Here is a 17,942-nt window from a genome sequence, read left to right as displayed (position 1 = left end):
TTAGTCTCCAATTGTGTTTGCAAGTTTACTTATTATTTTAAATAAATTGCTTATTCCAGATTTTGTTATTGCAATATTTTTTTCATTCATTAAATATTCTAATTCAGAAAAAGAAGCATCTGGGTTTTCCAATCTTATTTGTGAAAGCACTTGTGCTTTAGGAGATAACTCCGAAATAAGATTATTTTTTTGAATCAACTCAATTTCTTGAATTTGTTTTGATCCAGTCTCTGATGATTTTTGTTGATTGTAAATGTCTATATTTATCATTCTATTTATATTGTTGCTGACATCTCTATTAATTCTTGTATTTTCAAATTTCATAACCGAAATTGAAGCATCCATAAATTTTAGAAAATCAGAAACTGCAATAGATTTTTTAATATAACAAATTGTTTTATTTCTTTTTGTAATTGTTTTAAAATCAAAAGAATGCTTTTTTAAAATTTTTGAAATATATATCGCTGAATTTTCTTCTTTGAATTGTAATTCTAAATGATAGTTTGTAGTTTCTGGTGAATTAACACTTCCTACCGCTATAAATATTCCAGATGTATATGCTCTAGTTAATTCTTGTTTTAACTTTTTATCATATCTCTCTAGGTTCATTTCAATTATTTTATTACTGGTCAATGAATCATAAATATGATGTTTAGTTAAAAATTCTATTACATTTTCAGTTAACATTAATTGATATATTTTATTTCTTCTTAATTTCTGAATTTGAATAATTGATATTTCAATATTTCCTTCATAAATAGTTTTCAGTATAGAAAATATATTTCTAATTACATTATTACTGTTACTTGTTAACTTTAAAGCTGCACCATTGTTTGTATAAATCAATTCTCCGTTGTATTTTATAAAACCTGATAAAAGCATAATCTTTTGCTCTTCTGTAAATGTATGATTTAAAATTTCTTCTTTAACTTCCATTGCAAAAGACATGCTATCACCCTATTTCTTACCTAATTTTTTATCAAGTTTTTCTTTAATTCTTTGCTCTTTAATTTTGTTCTTTTCAATTTTACTTATTTTTGTTTTAGATTCTTTTTTTGGTTTAATTTGTTTAACAATTCCTGCTCCTTTTTCAACATAGAAGTATTCTTGCTCATAAATTAAACCTGTTGTTCTAAATAAATAAGGGAAAACAAATTGAGATAGTAAAGCTATTGCTAAACCAACAAACATTGATAAACCAATTATTGTTAGTGATAAAGTTCTTTGATACATTAAAAATAAATGATCATCTGGTCTACCAAGTTCTAAAACGAATCTAACCAGGTTCCATGCAAAGAAATATGATCCAGCTTGCACCCCCGATCTTATAAGCATATATTTTTGAGGGTTATTGCAATCTGATAGTAGTTTTCCTTGTTTTCATTTTCTCACAAAATAGTTTTTATCGCTAATATTATTTACTTGTTCTTTATATAAGTCAATTTCTTTATATTTATGGTTTGCATAAACTTCATTTTTTCAAATTTTTCAATTTGCTGTTTTTATTAAATTTGAATTACTTTCTGTATTTCTTAAATTTTTATTAAATATTTTTTTGATATCAAATCAAAAATCAGCAAATTTAACTTTTAAACTAATATTTTTATTATTTACTTTTTTTTCAATTAAATAATCTGGTTTTTTTCCGAATCATTTACCAATATTTGCAATTACAAAAGTTATTAAAATTCATGCCAGTAATAATCCGAAAGCCTCATAAAGGAATATTGGAGACATTAAGTAATCGTGTCCTCTTTCAAGAGTTAGTCCGTTTAATTTTTCACCATCACCAGTATATGTCCAAACCATATTTGTTCTAATGAAATTTGGAAGTCAATTTAATGCACTTGTATTTCCATTATTTCATTCTGCAACTGGCATACCAAATATTTCATGATTGAAGAAGTTTCCTCATCTACCAACAGCTTGTCCTAATAAGATATTTGGAATAATAGCATCAGCATATACTCAAAGAGATACTTTTGTTCTTTTACTTAAAAAATAAAATATTATTACACCAAAGAAAGTACCTGTATATACTCCTCCATGAATTGCCATTCCACCTTCTCAAAAAGCAAACAATCCAAAGAAACTTGCTCCTCCAGCATTTTGACCTATTCCATTAGCATTTAATTTACCAAAGAAACTTGCTCCAAATAAACTTAAAGGAACTATAGCTGCTGCTCCAATTCACAATTCTGTTAACGGAACTCCTTTTCTGTACAACTTAATAGCAGAAACTCCAACTGCTAGAATAACACCCAAAGTCATTGTAAAAGCATAAACATGAAAAAATCCGTAATTATCTTGAACTGTTCATCAATTTTTGGCTTCAGATCAATTACCATTTTGTATTCATCCTAAAAACATTTAATTCAACACCTTTTAACTTTGATAATTTTAACATATCAATTAATAAAAAACCTTGATATTTTAATCAAGGCTTTCAATATAATTTACTGCATTTTGACCAGCCAATGCTCCATCAGCTGTTGCTGTTGCTATTTGTCTAAATGGTGTATTTCTAACATCTCCCGCTACAAATAAACCTTCTATTTTAGTTCTCATTCTTTCATCACCAACAACATGTTTTTCTTCATCAAGAATTTCTGTTTGTGATACAAAGTTTGTAACTGGATAGTGTCCAATAAATGGAAACACAGCATTTACTTCTATTTCACTTTGCTTATTATCAATTGTGTTTTTTATTTTTATTGAAGAGACTTTATCTGTACCTTCAATACTTTCTACAACTGTGTCTAAAATAAATTCAATCTTTTCATTTGTTCTAGCTTTTTCTAAAGTTTTTTGATCAACTCTAAATTTTTGACTTCTATGTATTAAATAAACTTTTGAAACAAATCTAGTTAAAAATATAGATTCTTCGATTGCACTATATCCTCCACCAACAACTGCAACTGGCATTTCTTTGTAGAAACTTCCATCACAAACAGCACAGTAAGATACACCTTTACCATAAAGATCAATTTCACCAGGTACTCCTAATAAATTTTCTTTTGTTCCTGTTGCGATTATTAATGCTTTTGAAGTTAAACTTTTGCCGTTTTCTAAATCAACATTAAATATCTCGTTCTTTTCAAAAGATTTTAAACCTGAAAACTCAAATTGAGCACCCATAGCTGTTGCTTGTTCGAAAAAATGCATTGCTAAATCTGGACCTTGAATATTTGTAAAACCAGGATAATTTTCAATTTCTCCAGTTTTAATAACTTTTCCACCAGGCGCTTCTTTTTCCAAAACAAGAACATTAAGCCCTGCTCTTCCAGCATAAATAGCCGCACTTAAACCTGCAGGACCCGCTCCAGCTATAATTAAATCAAAATCTGTATTAATATGATTTTTCATATAATCAACCCTCTTCTCTTCATTTTTTAGGGGCAATAAATTGAGCACAAACTAAAATAGCTAGTCCTAAAATTAAAAACCCTGTCAATAATAAATAATTAAGAACTTCGTTTTCTTTTACGGTCAATTCATAAGGGCTTCTCATAGGATCTAATATAAATCTTATGATTGTATATCCAATAATATATATTCCAGTTAATGTTCCTGAATGAACAACACTATAGTTGTTTGGATTATTTATTTGGTATAGTCCTTTTGAGTCTCTTTTGATAAATGACACAAAAGAGTTTTTCTCTCATCTTAGTTTTTTAAGTTCTTTTTTGTAATTATTTTTAACTTCTTTTTTAGCTAATTTAAAATAATCTTTTGTTATTTTAGATTTCTTTAAATTAACTTTTAATTTATCAATTTCTTGTTCAATTTTGTTTACTAAAGTATTATATTTTTCTCTTGCCTTTAAAGCAATAGCTTTTTGATTATTTATTTTTGTTTGCTCTGAGTTTGAAAGTGATTTATCTGGTTCATAAAGTGTATATGCTTTCTTTCAAGCTCAACTTTTTGATAAATAAACTTTTCCATCTTTATCCATTAAATATTTAACAGGTGTCTGAGTTTGATAATCTTTTATTTCTTTTTCAAAAACAGATTGAACTGTTTTGTTTGCTTTGCAAGGGAAGTTATAAGGATCTATTTTTCAAGGCTTCTTACTTACTCACTTCCCAATGTTTGCAAAGACAAAAATTATTAACAATCAAAGGACAAGTGTTGCCATTGATTCATATAAAAATAAAGGATGACGAAATTGAATTACATCTTCTCTTTGACCTAGACTTGGATTATAAATATAGAATAGTCTATGTCATATAAACTCAGGTAGTCATGTGATTTTTCCCATTTGAGAATCAGAAATTTCTCTACCCAATATTTCATGGTTAAACAAGTTTCCTCATCTACCAACAGCTTGACCCAATAATATGTTTGGAACTATACAATCTGCATAAACAAAAGTTGATACTCTAGTTACTTTGCTTTTGTTTCAAAATCAAATAAATGCAGCGGTTCCCCCGCATAACATAGAACCAAAGAAACTCATACCAGGTCTTCAAAAGAAAACAAGTTGATAGAAATTTTTTCACTCATTTTCCATACTACCTAATTTACCAAATATGCTTGCACCAATTACCCCGATCGGCAGAGCTATGTAAATTGCTGTAACAAATTCTTTTAAAGGTATTCCTCTTTTTCATATTTTGAATGCCGATACACCTAAAACAAGAAAAACTCCCAAACCGACAAAAACTGGATACAAAAATTTAAGAGGATCATTAAAATCATCTGGTAGTTTTGTTCCATTTTGCCATATCATGTCTGAATAAAAATTAATCATTGTTAAATTTCATCGCTCTTTCACTTAAAACTTGTGTTTCATCTTCATAAAGACCACTTTGTTTAATCTTTAGTTTAGCAACAGCTGCTTCAATGATGTTTGGAATGTTTCTTCCAGATGAAACTGGTATTTTGATGTAAGGTATATCAACACCCAATATTTCATAACCAGCAAATGTATTTCCAAGTCTTTCTGAGTCATCAATTCCATTTTTCTTAAATTGTGTTAACTCAATAACTAAGTCTATTTTTGTTTTTTCCAATATAACTTGATATCCATTTGTTTGAGAAACGTCAACTATCCCAATACCTCTTACTTCAACAAGGTTTTTCAAAATTTCATGACTCTTTCCGTATAGTTCATTTGATTTTTTTGTTATAACAATTCTGTCATCACCAACAAATAAGTGATTTGCTTTTACTAAGTCAAGAGTGATCTCTGATTTACCAATTCCTGATTCACCAATAAGTAAAACACCTTTACCAAAAATATTTATACATGAAGCATGAACTTCTGTAAGAGGTGCGAAATAATCATCCATAAACTCTAAAACGTTTTGTGTAAAGTCACTTGTAGAATCATTTTTTGTTCTAACTAATAAACAATCAAGTTTTTTAGCTGTTTCAATTACTACTTTATCTTCAAATTTATTTGTTATTATAATCATTGGAATTTTTCTAGAAAAAAGTTTTTCATATCTTTTCTTTCTTTCTTCTTCATCAAAATTCATAATATATGAATATTCTTTTGTGGACATAACTACAATTCTGTGTGATTTTGTTCCACCTTCAAAATAACCAGTCAACTCTAGTCCTGCTCTGTTTATTCCATAAGCTTCAATAACATTATTTATTTGTTCTTCTCCAGATACAACTTCCAAATCAAAGAAGTCAATTATTTTTTTTGCATATAGTTTGCTCATTTTTAACTACCTCATTAGTAATTATAACTAATAAATTTAATAAAAAATCTAGATTTAATAATCTAGATCATTTTCAATATATCTACTTCTAAAACATCATACGTACTCAGTGCTTCATCCTTCCAATAATTTTCTTATTGGAATATAAGATGCGTAAGTAAGTGTTATGTAAATAGGTAAAGATATAGGTAATTTAATAATTTTTTTAACCAAATCCAATCAAGCTGCAGCGCCAGCTCATGACATCATTCATATTTGATTTAATAATAAGCTCTGAATAATGTATCCAAAACTGTATAGTATTATAACTTTTAATAAAATTCTTTTCTCTGACTTTGTTAAAAACACAAGTGCCCCAAAGAAAGCCAAAACACATTTGTTAAACATGTAACCTGCATGGTAACCTCACTGGCTTGGCAAAGTTATAGACATTAAAGTGTCAGTACAAATAGCAGATATTACACCACAAAGTGGTCCAAACAATAATCCTAATAAAAATATAATTCAATCTCCTAAAGCGATACTTACGTTACCAAATACAGGAGGTATCTTATAAGAAAGTCCAGTCAAAATTGCGCTGCAAGCTGCAAATAAAGAAATTACAGTTAAGTGTTTTAGACTTATCTTTTTGAAAGTAAAGTTTTCTAAAGCCAATGCACAAACAAAAATACCAAGTATTAATATTGCCGCAACTATGTTTGTGTATAAATAGAAGTTCATTTTATTTTCCTTTAAATCATTCATAAACTTGTGGAATAAAATATAAACTCCCACAAACAAGAATGTTCCTTTCTTGGTTATCCTTTAAAAATTTTTCTCAGTCATTTATTATTTTATAATCAGCAAATTTAGAGTGATCTATTTTTCATGCTTTAGGATGATTAAACTCTGTTATAAATATTTCTTTTTTTAGTTTTTTGAAAACCTCTAAAATAGATTTTTGATCTTTTCCTTCACTTGAACCAAAAACTATAATCAGGTTTTTTATTTTTTTTATTTGTTTAGATAATTTTAAAGCTCCATCATAATTATGACATCCATCTAAAATTAGTAATGGTTCCTTTTTTAAAATACTAAATCTTCCTAAAGGAGTTGTATTAAATTCTTCATAAATTATTCCTAAATAATTTAAAACTTCTTTTGCAAGACCTTTGTTAAAAGACTGATAATAGACTTTATCAGGAATTTTTTTTGCAAAAACCTTATAGTTATTATTTACCTTATTAATAATTTTTTTATATTTTATATTATCTGCACTTATAAAAATCTTAACACCTTTTTTTGCTATTCCTAATTTTTGATAAGCTATCTGCTCAATAGTATTTCCTAAAACTTCTTGGTGATCTAAACCTAAAGATGTAACACAAACTGCTAATTGGTTTTCAAAAACATTTGTAGAATCTTTTACACCACCGATTCCAGCTTCAATAACGGCCACCTCAACTTTTTTTTCATTGAAATAAAGTATTGCCAATAAAGTTCATATTTCAAAAAATGTAAGTTCGTATTTTTTTATAACTTCATTATTTTCGTTTAACAGTCTTTTTAAATCTTCATCAGAAATCATTTCTGAATTCAATTGTATTCTTTCATTTTGATTTATAAATGCAGGAGAAATAAATAGACCAACATTTTTAAATTTTGTTTTTAATCCATTGAAGATAAAGTTAGAAGTTGAGCCTTTACCATTTGTCCCAACTGTATTAATAACTTTAAAATTATTTTGCGGATTACCAATGTCATTTAATAATTTTTGTAGATTATAATTTTTTTTAAAAATTATATCTGAGGGTATTAACTTTTCCTCTACACTAATCATTTAAATACTCCTTAAGATATTTTGCTGTAAAGCTTTCTTTGTTTTCAATAATTTGTTCAGGAGTACCTGTGGCAAGAATGGTTCCTCCGCCACTTCCACCTTCAGGTCCTAAGTCTATAACGTAATCTGAAACTTTTATAAAGTCTAAGTTATGCTCAATAGTAAGAACTGTGTTTCCTTGATCAACTAATATATTTAAAACATCAATCAATCTTCTAACATCATCAATGTGAAGACCTGTTGTTGGTTCATCTAATAGGAATATAGTTTTACCTGTTTGTTTTTTTAATAGATAAGTTGAAAGTTTAACTCTTTGTGCTTCTCCTCCAGAAAGAGTTGTAGCGTTTTGTCCTAGTTTAATATATCCAAGACCCACAGCTAAAATTGTTTCTAACTTCTCTCTTATCTTTGGAATGTTTTCAAAGAAGTCATAAGCTTCTTGAACAGTCATACTCAAGACATCTCAAATATTTTTTCCTCTGTATTTTATTTGTAAAGTTTCTTCGTTATATCTTTTACCATCACAAATTTCACAAACAACTTCTACATAACCAAGGAATTGCATGTCAACTCTAACAACACCGTCACCTCAACAAGCATCACATCTCCCACCAGGGACGTTGAAACTGAATCTTCCTTTTTTGTATCCTCTAATTTTAGATTCTGGTATTTCAGTATAAAGGTCTCTGATGTCATCAAACACAGAAGTATATGTTGCTGGATTTGATCTTGGAGTTTTTCCGATCGGATCTTGAGATACATAAATTATTTTATCTACGTTCTCAAAACCTTTCATTGATTTGTATTTACCAGGTCTTATTAATTCTTTATTTAATTCTTTTCTTAAACCTTTGTAGATAACTTCTTCAACCAAAGTAGACTTACCACTTCCACTAACTCCTGTAACAGAAATAAATTTACCTAAAGGAATTGTTACATCAATATTTTTTAAATTATTTTCTGTAGCTCCTTTGATTTCAATTTTTAATCCATTACCACCTCTACGTTTTTTTGGAGTTGGTATTGATAATTGTTTTGATAAATATTTTCCTGTAAGTGAATTTGGGTTTTTACAAATTTCTTCATAGGTTCCTTGTGCTGTTATGGTTCCACCATCTACTCCAGCACCAGGTCCGATATCTACAATTCAATCAGAAGCTTTCATTGTATCTTCATCATGTTCTACAACTATTAATGTATTTCCAAGGTCTCTTAATTTTTTTAAAGTGGAAATTAATTTATCATTGTCTCTTTGGTGAAGACCAATTGAAGGTTCATCCAGAACATAAAGGACACCAGATAATTTTGAACCCAGTTGTTTTGCCAATCTAATTCTTTGTGCTTCTCCTCCAGAAAGAGTTGTTGCACTTCTTGAAAGAGTTAAGTAATTTAATCCAACTTCATTTAAAAAACTAATTCTTGAAAGTAATTGATTTAAAACTAAACTTGCAATTTTTTCTTGTTGTTCAGTTAAATTTAAATTTAATAAGAATGCTAATTCTTCTTCAATTGTCATTTCTACAAAGTCAGCGATTGAAAGACCATTAATTTTTACACTTAATGCAATATCATTTAATCTTTTACCGTCACAAGTTTTGCAAACTTTTGACATCATGTATTTTCCATAATATTTTCTGTTCTCATCAGATTTAGTTTCAATATATTTTCTTTCAATAAGTGTAGCTACACCTTCAATGTAATCAAAAGATCTTAAAACATTTCCACTTACTGTTGTTATTTTTGTTTCTATAGGTTCTTCACTACCATATAGAATTACATTTAATTGTTTTTCACTTAGTTTGTTGATTTGAGAATCTAAATCAATTAAATAATAATCACACATTAATTTAAATTTTTGTCATTCGATGTTTGTAGTGTCAACTATATTTTTATAATAAAGGATTCCTCCACCTCTAATTGAAAGTGATGAATCAGGAATTATTAAAGAAGGGTCAGCTTCTAGATTAACACCAAGACCAGCACAAGTTTCACAAGCTCCGTTCTTTTTGTTAAATGAAAATAGGTTTGCTTCCAAATTAGGAATTGAAAAACCACACTCACTACATGAGTATTTAGTTGAAAATAATTTTGTTTCATTATTTCTTTTTGGATAATTTATTCTTATAAGTCCATTTGAGTATCCCAACCCAACTTCTATTGCAGAATAAATTCTTGATTGTAAATCTTCATCTTCACTTTTATAAATTAATCTGTCAACAACAATATCTATATTGTGTCTTTTGTTTTGTTCTAATTCAATTTCATCTTCTAAACTTTTTATCTCTCCATTTATTTGAACTCTTAAAAAGTTTTCTTTTTTAAGTTTTGATAAAAGTTCTTTGTGGGTTCCTTTTTTATCTCTAGCAACTGGTGCTAGAATAAAAATTTGATCATCTTCTTTTGTTTCTTTTTTAATTGTTTCAATTATTTCTTTTAAAGAAGAAGTTTTTATTGGTCCATGTCCATTTACACAGAATGGTGTTCCAATATTTGCAAACAACAATCTTAAATGATCATGTATTTCTGTTGTTGTTCCAACTGTAGATCTTGGGTTGTGACTTGTTGTTTTTTGATCAATAGAAATTGCAGGACTTAATCCTTCAATTTCATCAACATCAGGTTTTTCAACTGACTTTAAAAATTGTCTAGAAAAAGAAGAAAGTGATTCTATATATCTTCTTTCTCCTTCTGCATAAATAGTATTAAAGGCCAAGGATGATTTTCCACTTCCCGAAAGACCAGTGAAGACTACAAGTTTTTCTTTTGGAATTTCTATATCAACATTTTTTAAGTTATGTTCTCTTGCACCTTTTACAATTATTTTTTTATTCATAATTTTACCTCTAACTTTCGGCTTGTAATTCTAAAATAAGATCTCTAAGTTCAGCTGCCTTTTCGTAATTTTGTTCTTTGGCTGCACTCAACATTTGTTTTCTTAAATCAGAAATCAAATCTTCTTTTTTCTTTTCTTTTTCTTTTTTCTTTAATTTTTTTAGCTCATCAACTTTATTTCTAATGTTGGAATCTGAAATTACATCTGTAATTTTTTTAATAATTGTTTTTGGAGTAATTCCATGAACCTTATTATATTCTTCTTGAATTGATCTTCTTCTGTTTGTTTCTTCAATCGCTTCTTTCATTGCGGGAGAAGTTGAGTCAGCATAAAAAATTACTCTACCTTCAGAGTTTCTTGCAGCTCTACCAATAGTTTGAATTAAACTTCTTGTATTTCTCAAGAAACCTTGTTTGTCTGCATCTAAAATACAAACCAAACTTACTTCCGGTATATCAAGACCCTCTCTTAACAAGTTAACACCAACAATAACATCATAAACCCCTCTTCTTAAATCAGTAAGAACTTGGTTTCTTTCTAAAGTTTTTAACTCTGAATGTAGGTATGCAACTTTTATATTTCTAGATTGCAAGTATGTTGTTATATCTTCAGAAATTCTTATTGTTATTGCAGTTATGAAAACTTTTTGTCCTTTAGCAACGACTCTATTTATTTCATCAACAATATCATTCATTTGATTTACTGTTGAACGAATTTCGATTTGTGGGTCAACTAAACCTGTTGGTCTAATTATTTGTTCTACAACTTTATTTTCTGTTAACTCTAATTCATAAGGACCTGGAGTTGCAGAAGTATAAATAATATTTTTTAGTTTTCCTGCAAACTCTTCAAACTTAAGTGGTCTGTTATCGATTGCACTTGGTAATCTAAAACCATGCTCTATTAAAGTTTCTTTTCTACTTCTGTCTGTGTTGTACATAGCATTTAATTGTGGAATCATCATATGAGACTCATCGATTATTGTTAAAAAATCATCTCCAAAATAATCAATTAAAGTAAATGGTGGAACACCTGGTGCTCTAAAATCTAAATGTGGTGAGTAGTTTTCTATACCACTACATATTCCAAACTCACTCATAGTTTCCATGTCGTACTTTGTTCTTTTCATTAATCTATCTGCTTCAATAAATTTCTTTTGATCTTGGAATCATCTAACTCTTTCTTCCAATTCTTTTCCAATATTTTCTACAACCAACTTCATTTTGTCAAAATTTGTAACGTAAGCTGCTGCTGGATAAACTGTAAACATTCTTAGTTTTTCAATAACCGTATTATTTAAAATATCTATCATTTCTATAGCTTCGATTTCATCTCCGAACATAGAAATTCTAATGTGGTACTTGTCAGTTCAACTTGGCGCTATTCTTATTACATCGCCTTTTGCACTAAAGTACCCCATTGCTAAATCATTTTCATCTCTTGTATATCCTGTGTGCACTAAAAAAGTAAGTAAATCTTTTTTAGATAAAATTTGACCTACTTGCAATTCAAAAAATACATCACCATACTCTTTTGGATCTTGAGTTGCATAAATACATGCAACAGAAGCGACTACTATCGTATCTTTTCTAATCATTAATGCATTCATAGAACTTAAACGCATCATTTCTAAATCATTGTTTCTTTTTGCATCTTTATCTATATATAAATCTCTAGAGGGTATGTAAGCTTCTGGTTGATAAAAGTCGAAATTTGAAACATAGTATTCAACTCTATTGTTAGGAAATAGTTCTTTTAACTCTATATACAATTGCATAGCAAGTGTTTTATTATGAGCTAAAACCAATGTTGGTTTATTAAATTCTTTAATAACATTGGCCATTGTGAAAGTCTTACCTGTACCAGTTGCCCCCATAAGAACTTGGTGCTTTTCATTATTTTTCAGCCCCTCAATTAATTCTTTTATAGCATTTGGTTGATCTCCTGCCGGTTTATATTGAGTTACTAATTCAAAACTTTGATTTTTATTTTCCATATTATCACCTCTAACATAGGACTTAAAAAATCTAGGACTTTGCCCCTAGAGATATTATGACCTAGCAATATTTTACATAGTTAAATAAAAAAAACAAGAAATTTTAAAATTTCTTGTTTAATCTTTTTTATTAGAAAAATTATTTTATTAACCTAATTTTGTTTTAGTTTGTATTTGTTCTGTGTCTTCTATATCATCTTCTGATATAGAACCATCTTCATTTGTTTTAAATACTTTTTTAACATTACCTTCTTCATCGGTAACAACAAACTCTTTTGATTTTTCTTCAAATTGCGTTGCAAGAGCCATAAGTATTTGAGTTTCTATAAGAAGAGTTGTTTTATCTTCCTCATTTGAAGCTTTCTTCATAAGTTTGTCAAAACTTTTTTTAACTTGTTCTCTTGTAAATATTTTTTCTAATTTAAATTTATTAACTATTTTTTCAATTGCTTCAAAAGATAAATTTTGAGCTTGTTTTGATTGTTGAGCAAACATCTCATCTAGTTTTTTCATAAGTCCATCTAAGACTGCAAACTGGAATTCTAATTTTTCAATTTTACTTTGATCTTCTAAGAATTCTTCTTTTAATTCTTCAAGTCTTTGTTCTACAACAACTCTTGAGAATTTTTCTTTTGGAATTTCTCATTCTGCTAAAATTTCATCGATATCTTTATCTGAAATGTTAACTGTCTTTGGTTGTTGTTCTGTGAAAACTATATTTTCTTGATCTGGTTTCATTTCTCTTACAAAAGAACCATTTAGTTTTGTTATTGTTTCTTCTGCAATCATAACTTTCATTTTATTGAAAAGTCTTGCTGATTCTTCAACATACTCATGAAGTGGATTGTTTTGAGCATATTGTTGCAAGTAAATACCACTTCTTAGTTTTTGTGTTAAGTTAATATGTTTTTGTCAGTGGTGATCTAGTGTTTGAAGAATTGTTCTTCTTTCCATTTCTGTAATAACTTCTGCAGGAACAGAACTTGATTTTGCTAAATATAATTCCATCATTTTTTCTGATATTTTTTTAGCAATTTCTATTTTTTCTAAACCAACAAAATCTGATTCAGTTAAAGCCCCTTCAAAAACATACTTCCCATCAATTTCTTGAATTAGTAAAGGAATATTTATAGTTCTTTCTCCTCTTACCAACTCTGAATTTCTATCCACAATTTCGTAAGCCATTGTGTATTGAAATCTTGAAAGAACAACTTTTAGAGATTCTTGTTCTAAAATAGAATCTCTTTGAGCATATATTGCTTCACGTTGTTGAGAAAGGATGTTATCGTAATCTAAAACATTCTTACGTTGATCAAAGTTTAAACCTTCAAGTTTTTTTTGAGCATTTGTAATAGCTTTAGTAAACATTTTAGATTTGATGTGATCATCTCCAAGTTTTAAAAACATTTGTCTTAGTTTTGGAGATGAAAATCTAACCATAAGTTCATCTTCCATAGATATATAGAATCGTGAACTACCTGGGTCTCCCTGTCTTCCTGCTCTACCACGTAATTGGTTATCAATACGTCTAGCTTCGTTTCTTTCGATACCCATAACAAATAGTCCACCATTATCTTTAGCTTCTTGTGAAAGTTTAATATCTGTTCCACGTCCAGCCATGTTAGTCGCTAAAGTTATTGATCCAACTTGTCCAGCTTTTTCAACAATTTCTGCTTCTCTATGGTGATTTTTTGCATTAATCATTTCAAATTTTAAATCTGCTTTTTCTAAATATCTTGCAACTTGTTCTGATGATTCAACTGAAGTTGTACCAATAAGTACAGGTCTTCCTGCATCCATTAACTCTCTCAAGTCTCTAACTAAATGTTTTAGTTTGGCATTTATTGTTCCAAATGTTAAATCCGGTTCGTCAAATCTTATTATTGGTTTGTTTGTAGGACAAACTATAACTCTTGTGTTATAAATTTTTAAGAATTCTTCTTCTTCTGTTTTTGCAGTTCCTGTCATACCTGAAAGTTTATTGTAAAGTCTGTAAAAGTTTTGGTATGTAATTGTTGCAAGAGTTGTAGTTTCTTCTTCAATTTCTACACCCTCTTTTGCTTGTAGTGCTTGTTGTAAACCGTCACTGTAAGCTCTACCCGGCATAGTTCTACCTGTAAATTGATCAATTAAAATTATTTCATTATCTTGAACTGTATATTCAACTTCAAGTTTAAATGTAAATAGCGCTTTAAGAGCGTTCATAATTAAGTGAAATAGTTCTGTATTTCTAAAGTCGAATAAGTTTTCTATACTAAAGTAACTATGTGCTTTTTTGATTCCAATATCAGTTAAGTAAACTTGTTTTGATTCTAAATCCATTTCAATATCACTATTTTCATCAAGTGTTTTTGCAAAACCATCTGCTGCTTTATATAAATTAATTCTATTTTGACTTCCCCCAGAGATAATTAATGGCGTTCTTGCTTCATCGATTAAGATAGAGTCAGCCTCATCAATAATTGCAAAATTCAATTTTCTTTGAACTTTTTGTTCCAATCTGAATACCATATTATCTCTTAGGTAATCAAATCCTAACTCCGCATTTGTTGTATAAGTTATATCTTGTGCGTAAGCTTCTCTTTTTTGGTCTTTTGATAAATCTCTTCCATTTAAACCAACAGTTAAACCAAGCATATTATAAACTTGTCCATTAATTTCACTGTCCCTTTGTGATAGATATTCGTTAACTGTAACTACGTGTACACCTAATCCTGAAAGTGCATTTAAATAAGCAGGGAAAAGACCTGTTAAAGTTTTACCTTCACCAGTTCTCATTTCTGCAATATCTCCTTCATGTAAAATGATTGCCCCTATAAGTTGAACTCTATATGCTCTCATTTTTAAAACTCTAAAAGCAGCTTCCCTAACAACTGCAAAGGCTTCAACTAAAAGATCATCTAAAGTTTCTCCGTTTTCCAATCTTTCTTTAAATTCTTGTGTTTTATTTGTTAATTCAGAATCTGTTAATTTTTCATATACTGATTCAAGTGAGATAATTTCGTCAGCTGTTTTACCATGCTTTTTAATTATCGCTTTATCTCTTGCCATTAAAACTACTCCTTTTTTTATTAAGTCAAAAATCTTAATGATTATACAATGATTAACTCTAAATATAAAGGCATATAGCAATATTTGAGAAATAAAAAAACCTTTATGTAAGGTTTTGTTTATACTGCTTTGGTTTGTTCCATATAAGCAAATAGTTTTTCTCTCGCTCCAGATTTAACTTTATTTTGGAATCATTTTGCATTACCAAATAAAGCACCAGCAAATCCAACAGCTTGTTTAGCTCATCTTTTGAAATTAAAGCTGTCAACATGTTTAATAATCAAACCGTTCTCAGTTTCCATTTTTGATGTAACTATGTTTACAACCCTTCTTTTATTAGGACTAAATAAGTATGTCGCTTTTCAAATAACAACTATTCTTTCGTTTTTTTCTTCTACTGTGAAATTAACTTCAAATTTTGAAGTTTCTCTTGTTGAAACAAGCATTGTTCACATTGCTTTTACTTCTTCATAATTTAATTCTCCAAAAGTTGGATCTTGGAATTTAACTTTTGGTGAGTAGATACTGACCATTTTTTTATAATCTCCAACTTTAAAAGCTTCATAGAAATTAGAAATAACTTTTTTATCTTGCATATTATTTTCTCCTATGAAAAGAATTATAGCACTTTTGAAATTAAAAATGATTTTGACTATCAATTTTCAAATTAAAATGTAAAATTAATAGTGGTAAAAGTTATGATATTTTTAAAAATATTAAACGATGAAAAAATTGTAGAAAAGAAATTTACAATAAAAAAGTCAAAGTTCATTACCTATATTTCAAAAGTAAAAAATAAAGAAGAGTTGGATAAATTTATAATGTCACATAGTGATAAAAGTGCAACTCATAATTGTTATGCCTATAGGTACGGGGATAATAAATTAACTTACGGTTATAATAATGATGGAGAACCAAACGGAACTGCTGGTGAACCTTTGCTTAAGTTAATTGAAACTAACGAACTTACTAACATAGTTATATTTGTTACAAGATATTATGGAGGTATTAAGTTAGGAACCGGGGGACTTCAAAAAGCTTACAGCGCAATGGCGATTGAATCTTTAAAAGAAACCACCTTTAAACAATTAGAACTTCTTTATAATGTAGATATTAGTTTTAATATTTCAGATATTAAAACTGTTTATTCCTTTTTGAAAAATATAGCAACAGAAATTACTTATGACTACATCGATGATTTAGTTTATGCCAACTTGAAATTGGAACAATTAGAAAAATTAGATCCAATAAAAAGCAAACTTGAAATCATAAAAAAAGAACAAGGGTATTATTAAAAGGAGAACAACAATGGATAAGAAAAAAGTGGTAGTCATAGATGGATATCACCTTCTTCACAAAGGTTATTATGGTAGTTTAAAAAGAAAAAAAGTAGCAATGAATAGAGATGGTGTTTTAATAAATGCTGTTTATGTATTTGTAGCAAATGTTTTTCAGTTAGTACAATCTAACGAATATCACACAGTAATAGTTACATTTGATGTGGGAAAAGAATGTTGAAGAAAAGACATTTACCCAGAATATAAAGCAACAAGGAAAGAAACTCCTTCTGATTTAATTCCACAAATGCAAATAGTGAGAGATTTTTTAACAGCCGCCAATATTCCTTGATACGAAAAAGTATCATTTGAAGGTGACGACATTATGGGAACAATTGCAAGAATTGCAGTTAAACTTGGTTATCAAGTAGATATAGTTTCTAATGATAAGGATACATATCAATTAGTTTCTGATGATGTGAGAATAGTTTCACAACAATCAAAAAAATGTAAACAAGAAATAATTACAGCAAAAGAAGTTTTTGAAAAATTTGGTTGCAAACCATGTCAAATACCAGATATTAAATCTCTATTAGGAGATCAATCAGATAATATTAAAGGTGTTAGAGGTATGCATTACAATACAGCTACAAAATTAATTTCTAAGTACGGATGTGTTGAAAACATTTATAAAAATATAAATGATTTCCCTGAAGAACAAAGAAAAAAACTTGAAAACTGTAGAGAACAAGTTTTAATGAATAAACAAATAACTAGAATTTTAAAAAATGTAGATGTAGGAAGAATAAATTTCAAACCTTTAAGGATAAACTATGTTAGATTCATGGGGTTCTTGAAAAGAGAAAAAATGTGAGCCTTTACAAAAATGATTGAAGATAAGGTTCAAAAACAATTAGCATATAGAGAAAAAAGAAAAGCAGAACTTGAGGCAACTTCATAGTTCTGCTTTTTTGTTTTAAAATAAAAAAATAACTCTTGCAAGTTATTTTTTTAATCTTTGTCCTCTTTCATCGACTTCATATAATCTTTGAGTTAATATTTTTACTTGTTCTCTAGAAACTTGTAAAATTCCTCTATGTAAATGAATATATTTGGTACTTCCATTAACTTCATACTTCATATCACCTATCAACAATGTTGAAACTATTGGAGAGTGATTTGCATATATAGTTATTTGACCATCAGCTGTTCTTACACTAACAGATTCAACTTTTAAATCATCTATATAAACACCATCTGGTGTTATTATTTTTAATTTAGTTAATTCCAT

14 protein-coding genes are annotated in these 17,942 nt (G+C 28.5%); 2 read left to right on the top strand and 12 right to left on the bottom strand.

Annotated features, from left to right (window positions below):
* The 11 genes from whiA to SBIUS_RS00300 all read right to left on the bottom strand — a co-directional run bounded on the left by whiA (position 1) and on the right by SBIUS_RS00300 (position 15,970).
* On the bottom strand, positions 1 to 948 hold the full coding sequence (gene whiA / locus SBIUS_RS00350; RefSeq protein WP_162684538.1) for a DNA-binding protein WhiA: 948 nt from the start codon (positions 946 to 948) through the stop codon (positions 1 to 3).
* A gap of 9 nt (positions 949 to 957) precedes the next feature.
* Positions 958 to 2,370, bottom strand: coding sequence for a prolipoprotein diacylglyceryl transferase (locus tag SBIUS_RS00345; protein WP_162684537.1), 1,413 nt, complete (start codon positions 2,368 to 2,370; stop codon positions 958 to 960).
* Between the two features lie 63 nt (positions 2,371 to 2,433).
* A complete protein-coding gene (gene trxB / locus SBIUS_RS00340) occupies positions 2,434 to 3,366 on the bottom strand; it encodes a thioredoxin-disulfide reductase (protein WP_162684536.1) in 933 nt (310 codons plus the stop codon).
* On the bottom strand, positions 3,350 to 4,732 hold the full coding sequence (locus tag SBIUS_RS00335) for a prolipoprotein diacylglyceryl transferase (RefSeq protein ID WP_162684535.1): 1,383 nt from the start codon (positions 4,730 to 4,732) through the stop codon (positions 3,350 to 3,352). The genes trxB and SBIUS_RS00335 overlap by 17 nt, the downstream gene beginning before the upstream one ends.
* Before the next feature lie 13 nt (positions 4,733 to 4,745).
* The gene (gene hprK / locus SBIUS_RS00330) at positions 4,746 to 5,675 is read right to left on the bottom strand and encodes an HPr(Ser) kinase/phosphatase (RefSeq protein ID WP_162684534.1); all 930 of its coding nucleotides are present in this window, start codon (positions 5,673 to 5,675) and stop codon (positions 4,746 to 4,748) included.
* 54 nt (positions 5,676 to 5,729) lie between these two features.
* Positions 5,730 to 6,395, bottom strand: a complete 666-nt coding sequence (locus SBIUS_RS00325; protein ID WP_162684533.1) for a folate family ECF transporter S component — start codon at positions 6,393 to 6,395, stop codon at positions 5,730 to 5,732.
* A 1-nt stretch (position 6,396) separates the two neighbouring features.
* Entirely contained in the window at positions 6,397 to 7,494 is a 1,098-nt protein-coding gene (locus SBIUS_RS00320; protein WP_162684532.1) for a folylpolyglutamate synthase/dihydrofolate synthase family protein, read from the bottom strand.
* Positions 7,487 to 10,330 (bottom strand): excinuclease ABC subunit UvrA, encoded by a 2,844-nt coding sequence (uvrA, locus tag SBIUS_RS00315; protein WP_370456487.1) that lies wholly within the window; start codon positions 10,328 to 10,330, stop codon positions 7,487 to 7,489. Before uvrA ends, SBIUS_RS00320 begins: the two co-directional genes overlap by 8 nt.
* A 7-nt stretch (positions 10,331 to 10,337) precedes the next feature.
* Entirely contained in the window at positions 10,338 to 12,323 is a 1,986-nt protein-coding gene (uvrB, locus tag SBIUS_RS00310) for an excinuclease ABC subunit UvrB (RefSeq protein ID WP_162684530.1), read from the bottom strand.
* Between the two features lie 147 nt (positions 12,324 to 12,470).
* Positions 12,471 to 15,374 (bottom strand): preprotein translocase subunit SecA, encoded by a 2,904-nt coding sequence (gene secA / locus SBIUS_RS00305; RefSeq protein ID WP_162684529.1) that lies wholly within the window; start codon positions 15,372 to 15,374, stop codon positions 12,471 to 12,473.
* A gap of 119 nt (positions 15,375 to 15,493) precedes the next feature.
* Positions 15,494 to 15,970 carry a nuclear transport factor 2 family protein gene (locus tag SBIUS_RS00300; RefSeq protein ID WP_162684528.1) on the bottom strand — a complete coding sequence of 159 codons (477 nt, stop codon included), beginning with the start codon at positions 15,968 to 15,970 and terminating at the stop codon, positions 15,494 to 15,496.
* A gap of 102 nt (positions 15,971 to 16,072) precedes the next feature.
* Here SBIUS_RS00300 and SBIUS_RS00295 point away from each other — a divergent pair, with 102 nt between their 5' ends.
* The gene (locus SBIUS_RS00295) at positions 16,073 to 16,669 is read left to right on the top strand and encodes a YigZ family protein (RefSeq protein WP_162684527.1); all 597 of its coding nucleotides are present in this window, start codon (positions 16,073 to 16,075) and stop codon (positions 16,667 to 16,669) included.
* Positions 16,670 to 16,682: 13 nt separating this feature from the next.
* Complete coding sequence (locus tag SBIUS_RS00290; RefSeq protein WP_162684526.1) at positions 16,683 to 17,612, top strand: 5'-3' exonuclease; 930 nt, start codon at positions 16,683 to 16,685, stop codon at positions 17,610 to 17,612.
* 42 nt (positions 17,613 to 17,654) lie between these two features.
* On the opposite strand, the gene SBIUS_RS00285 is transcribed toward SBIUS_RS00290, so the two are convergent.
* A complete protein-coding gene (locus tag SBIUS_RS00285) occupies positions 17,655 to 17,942 on the bottom strand; it encodes a F0F1 ATP synthase subunit epsilon (RefSeq protein ID WP_162684525.1) in 288 nt (95 codons plus the stop codon).

This window comes from Spiroplasma sp. BIUS-1 (assembly GCF_010365805.1).
Taxonomy (GTDB): Bacteria; Bacillota_I; Bacilli_A; order Mycoplasmatales; family Mycoplasmataceae; genus Spiroplasma_A.
The sequence above is the reverse complement of the archived record's forward strand: the minus strand, read 5'-3'. Positions and strand labels throughout refer to the sequence as shown.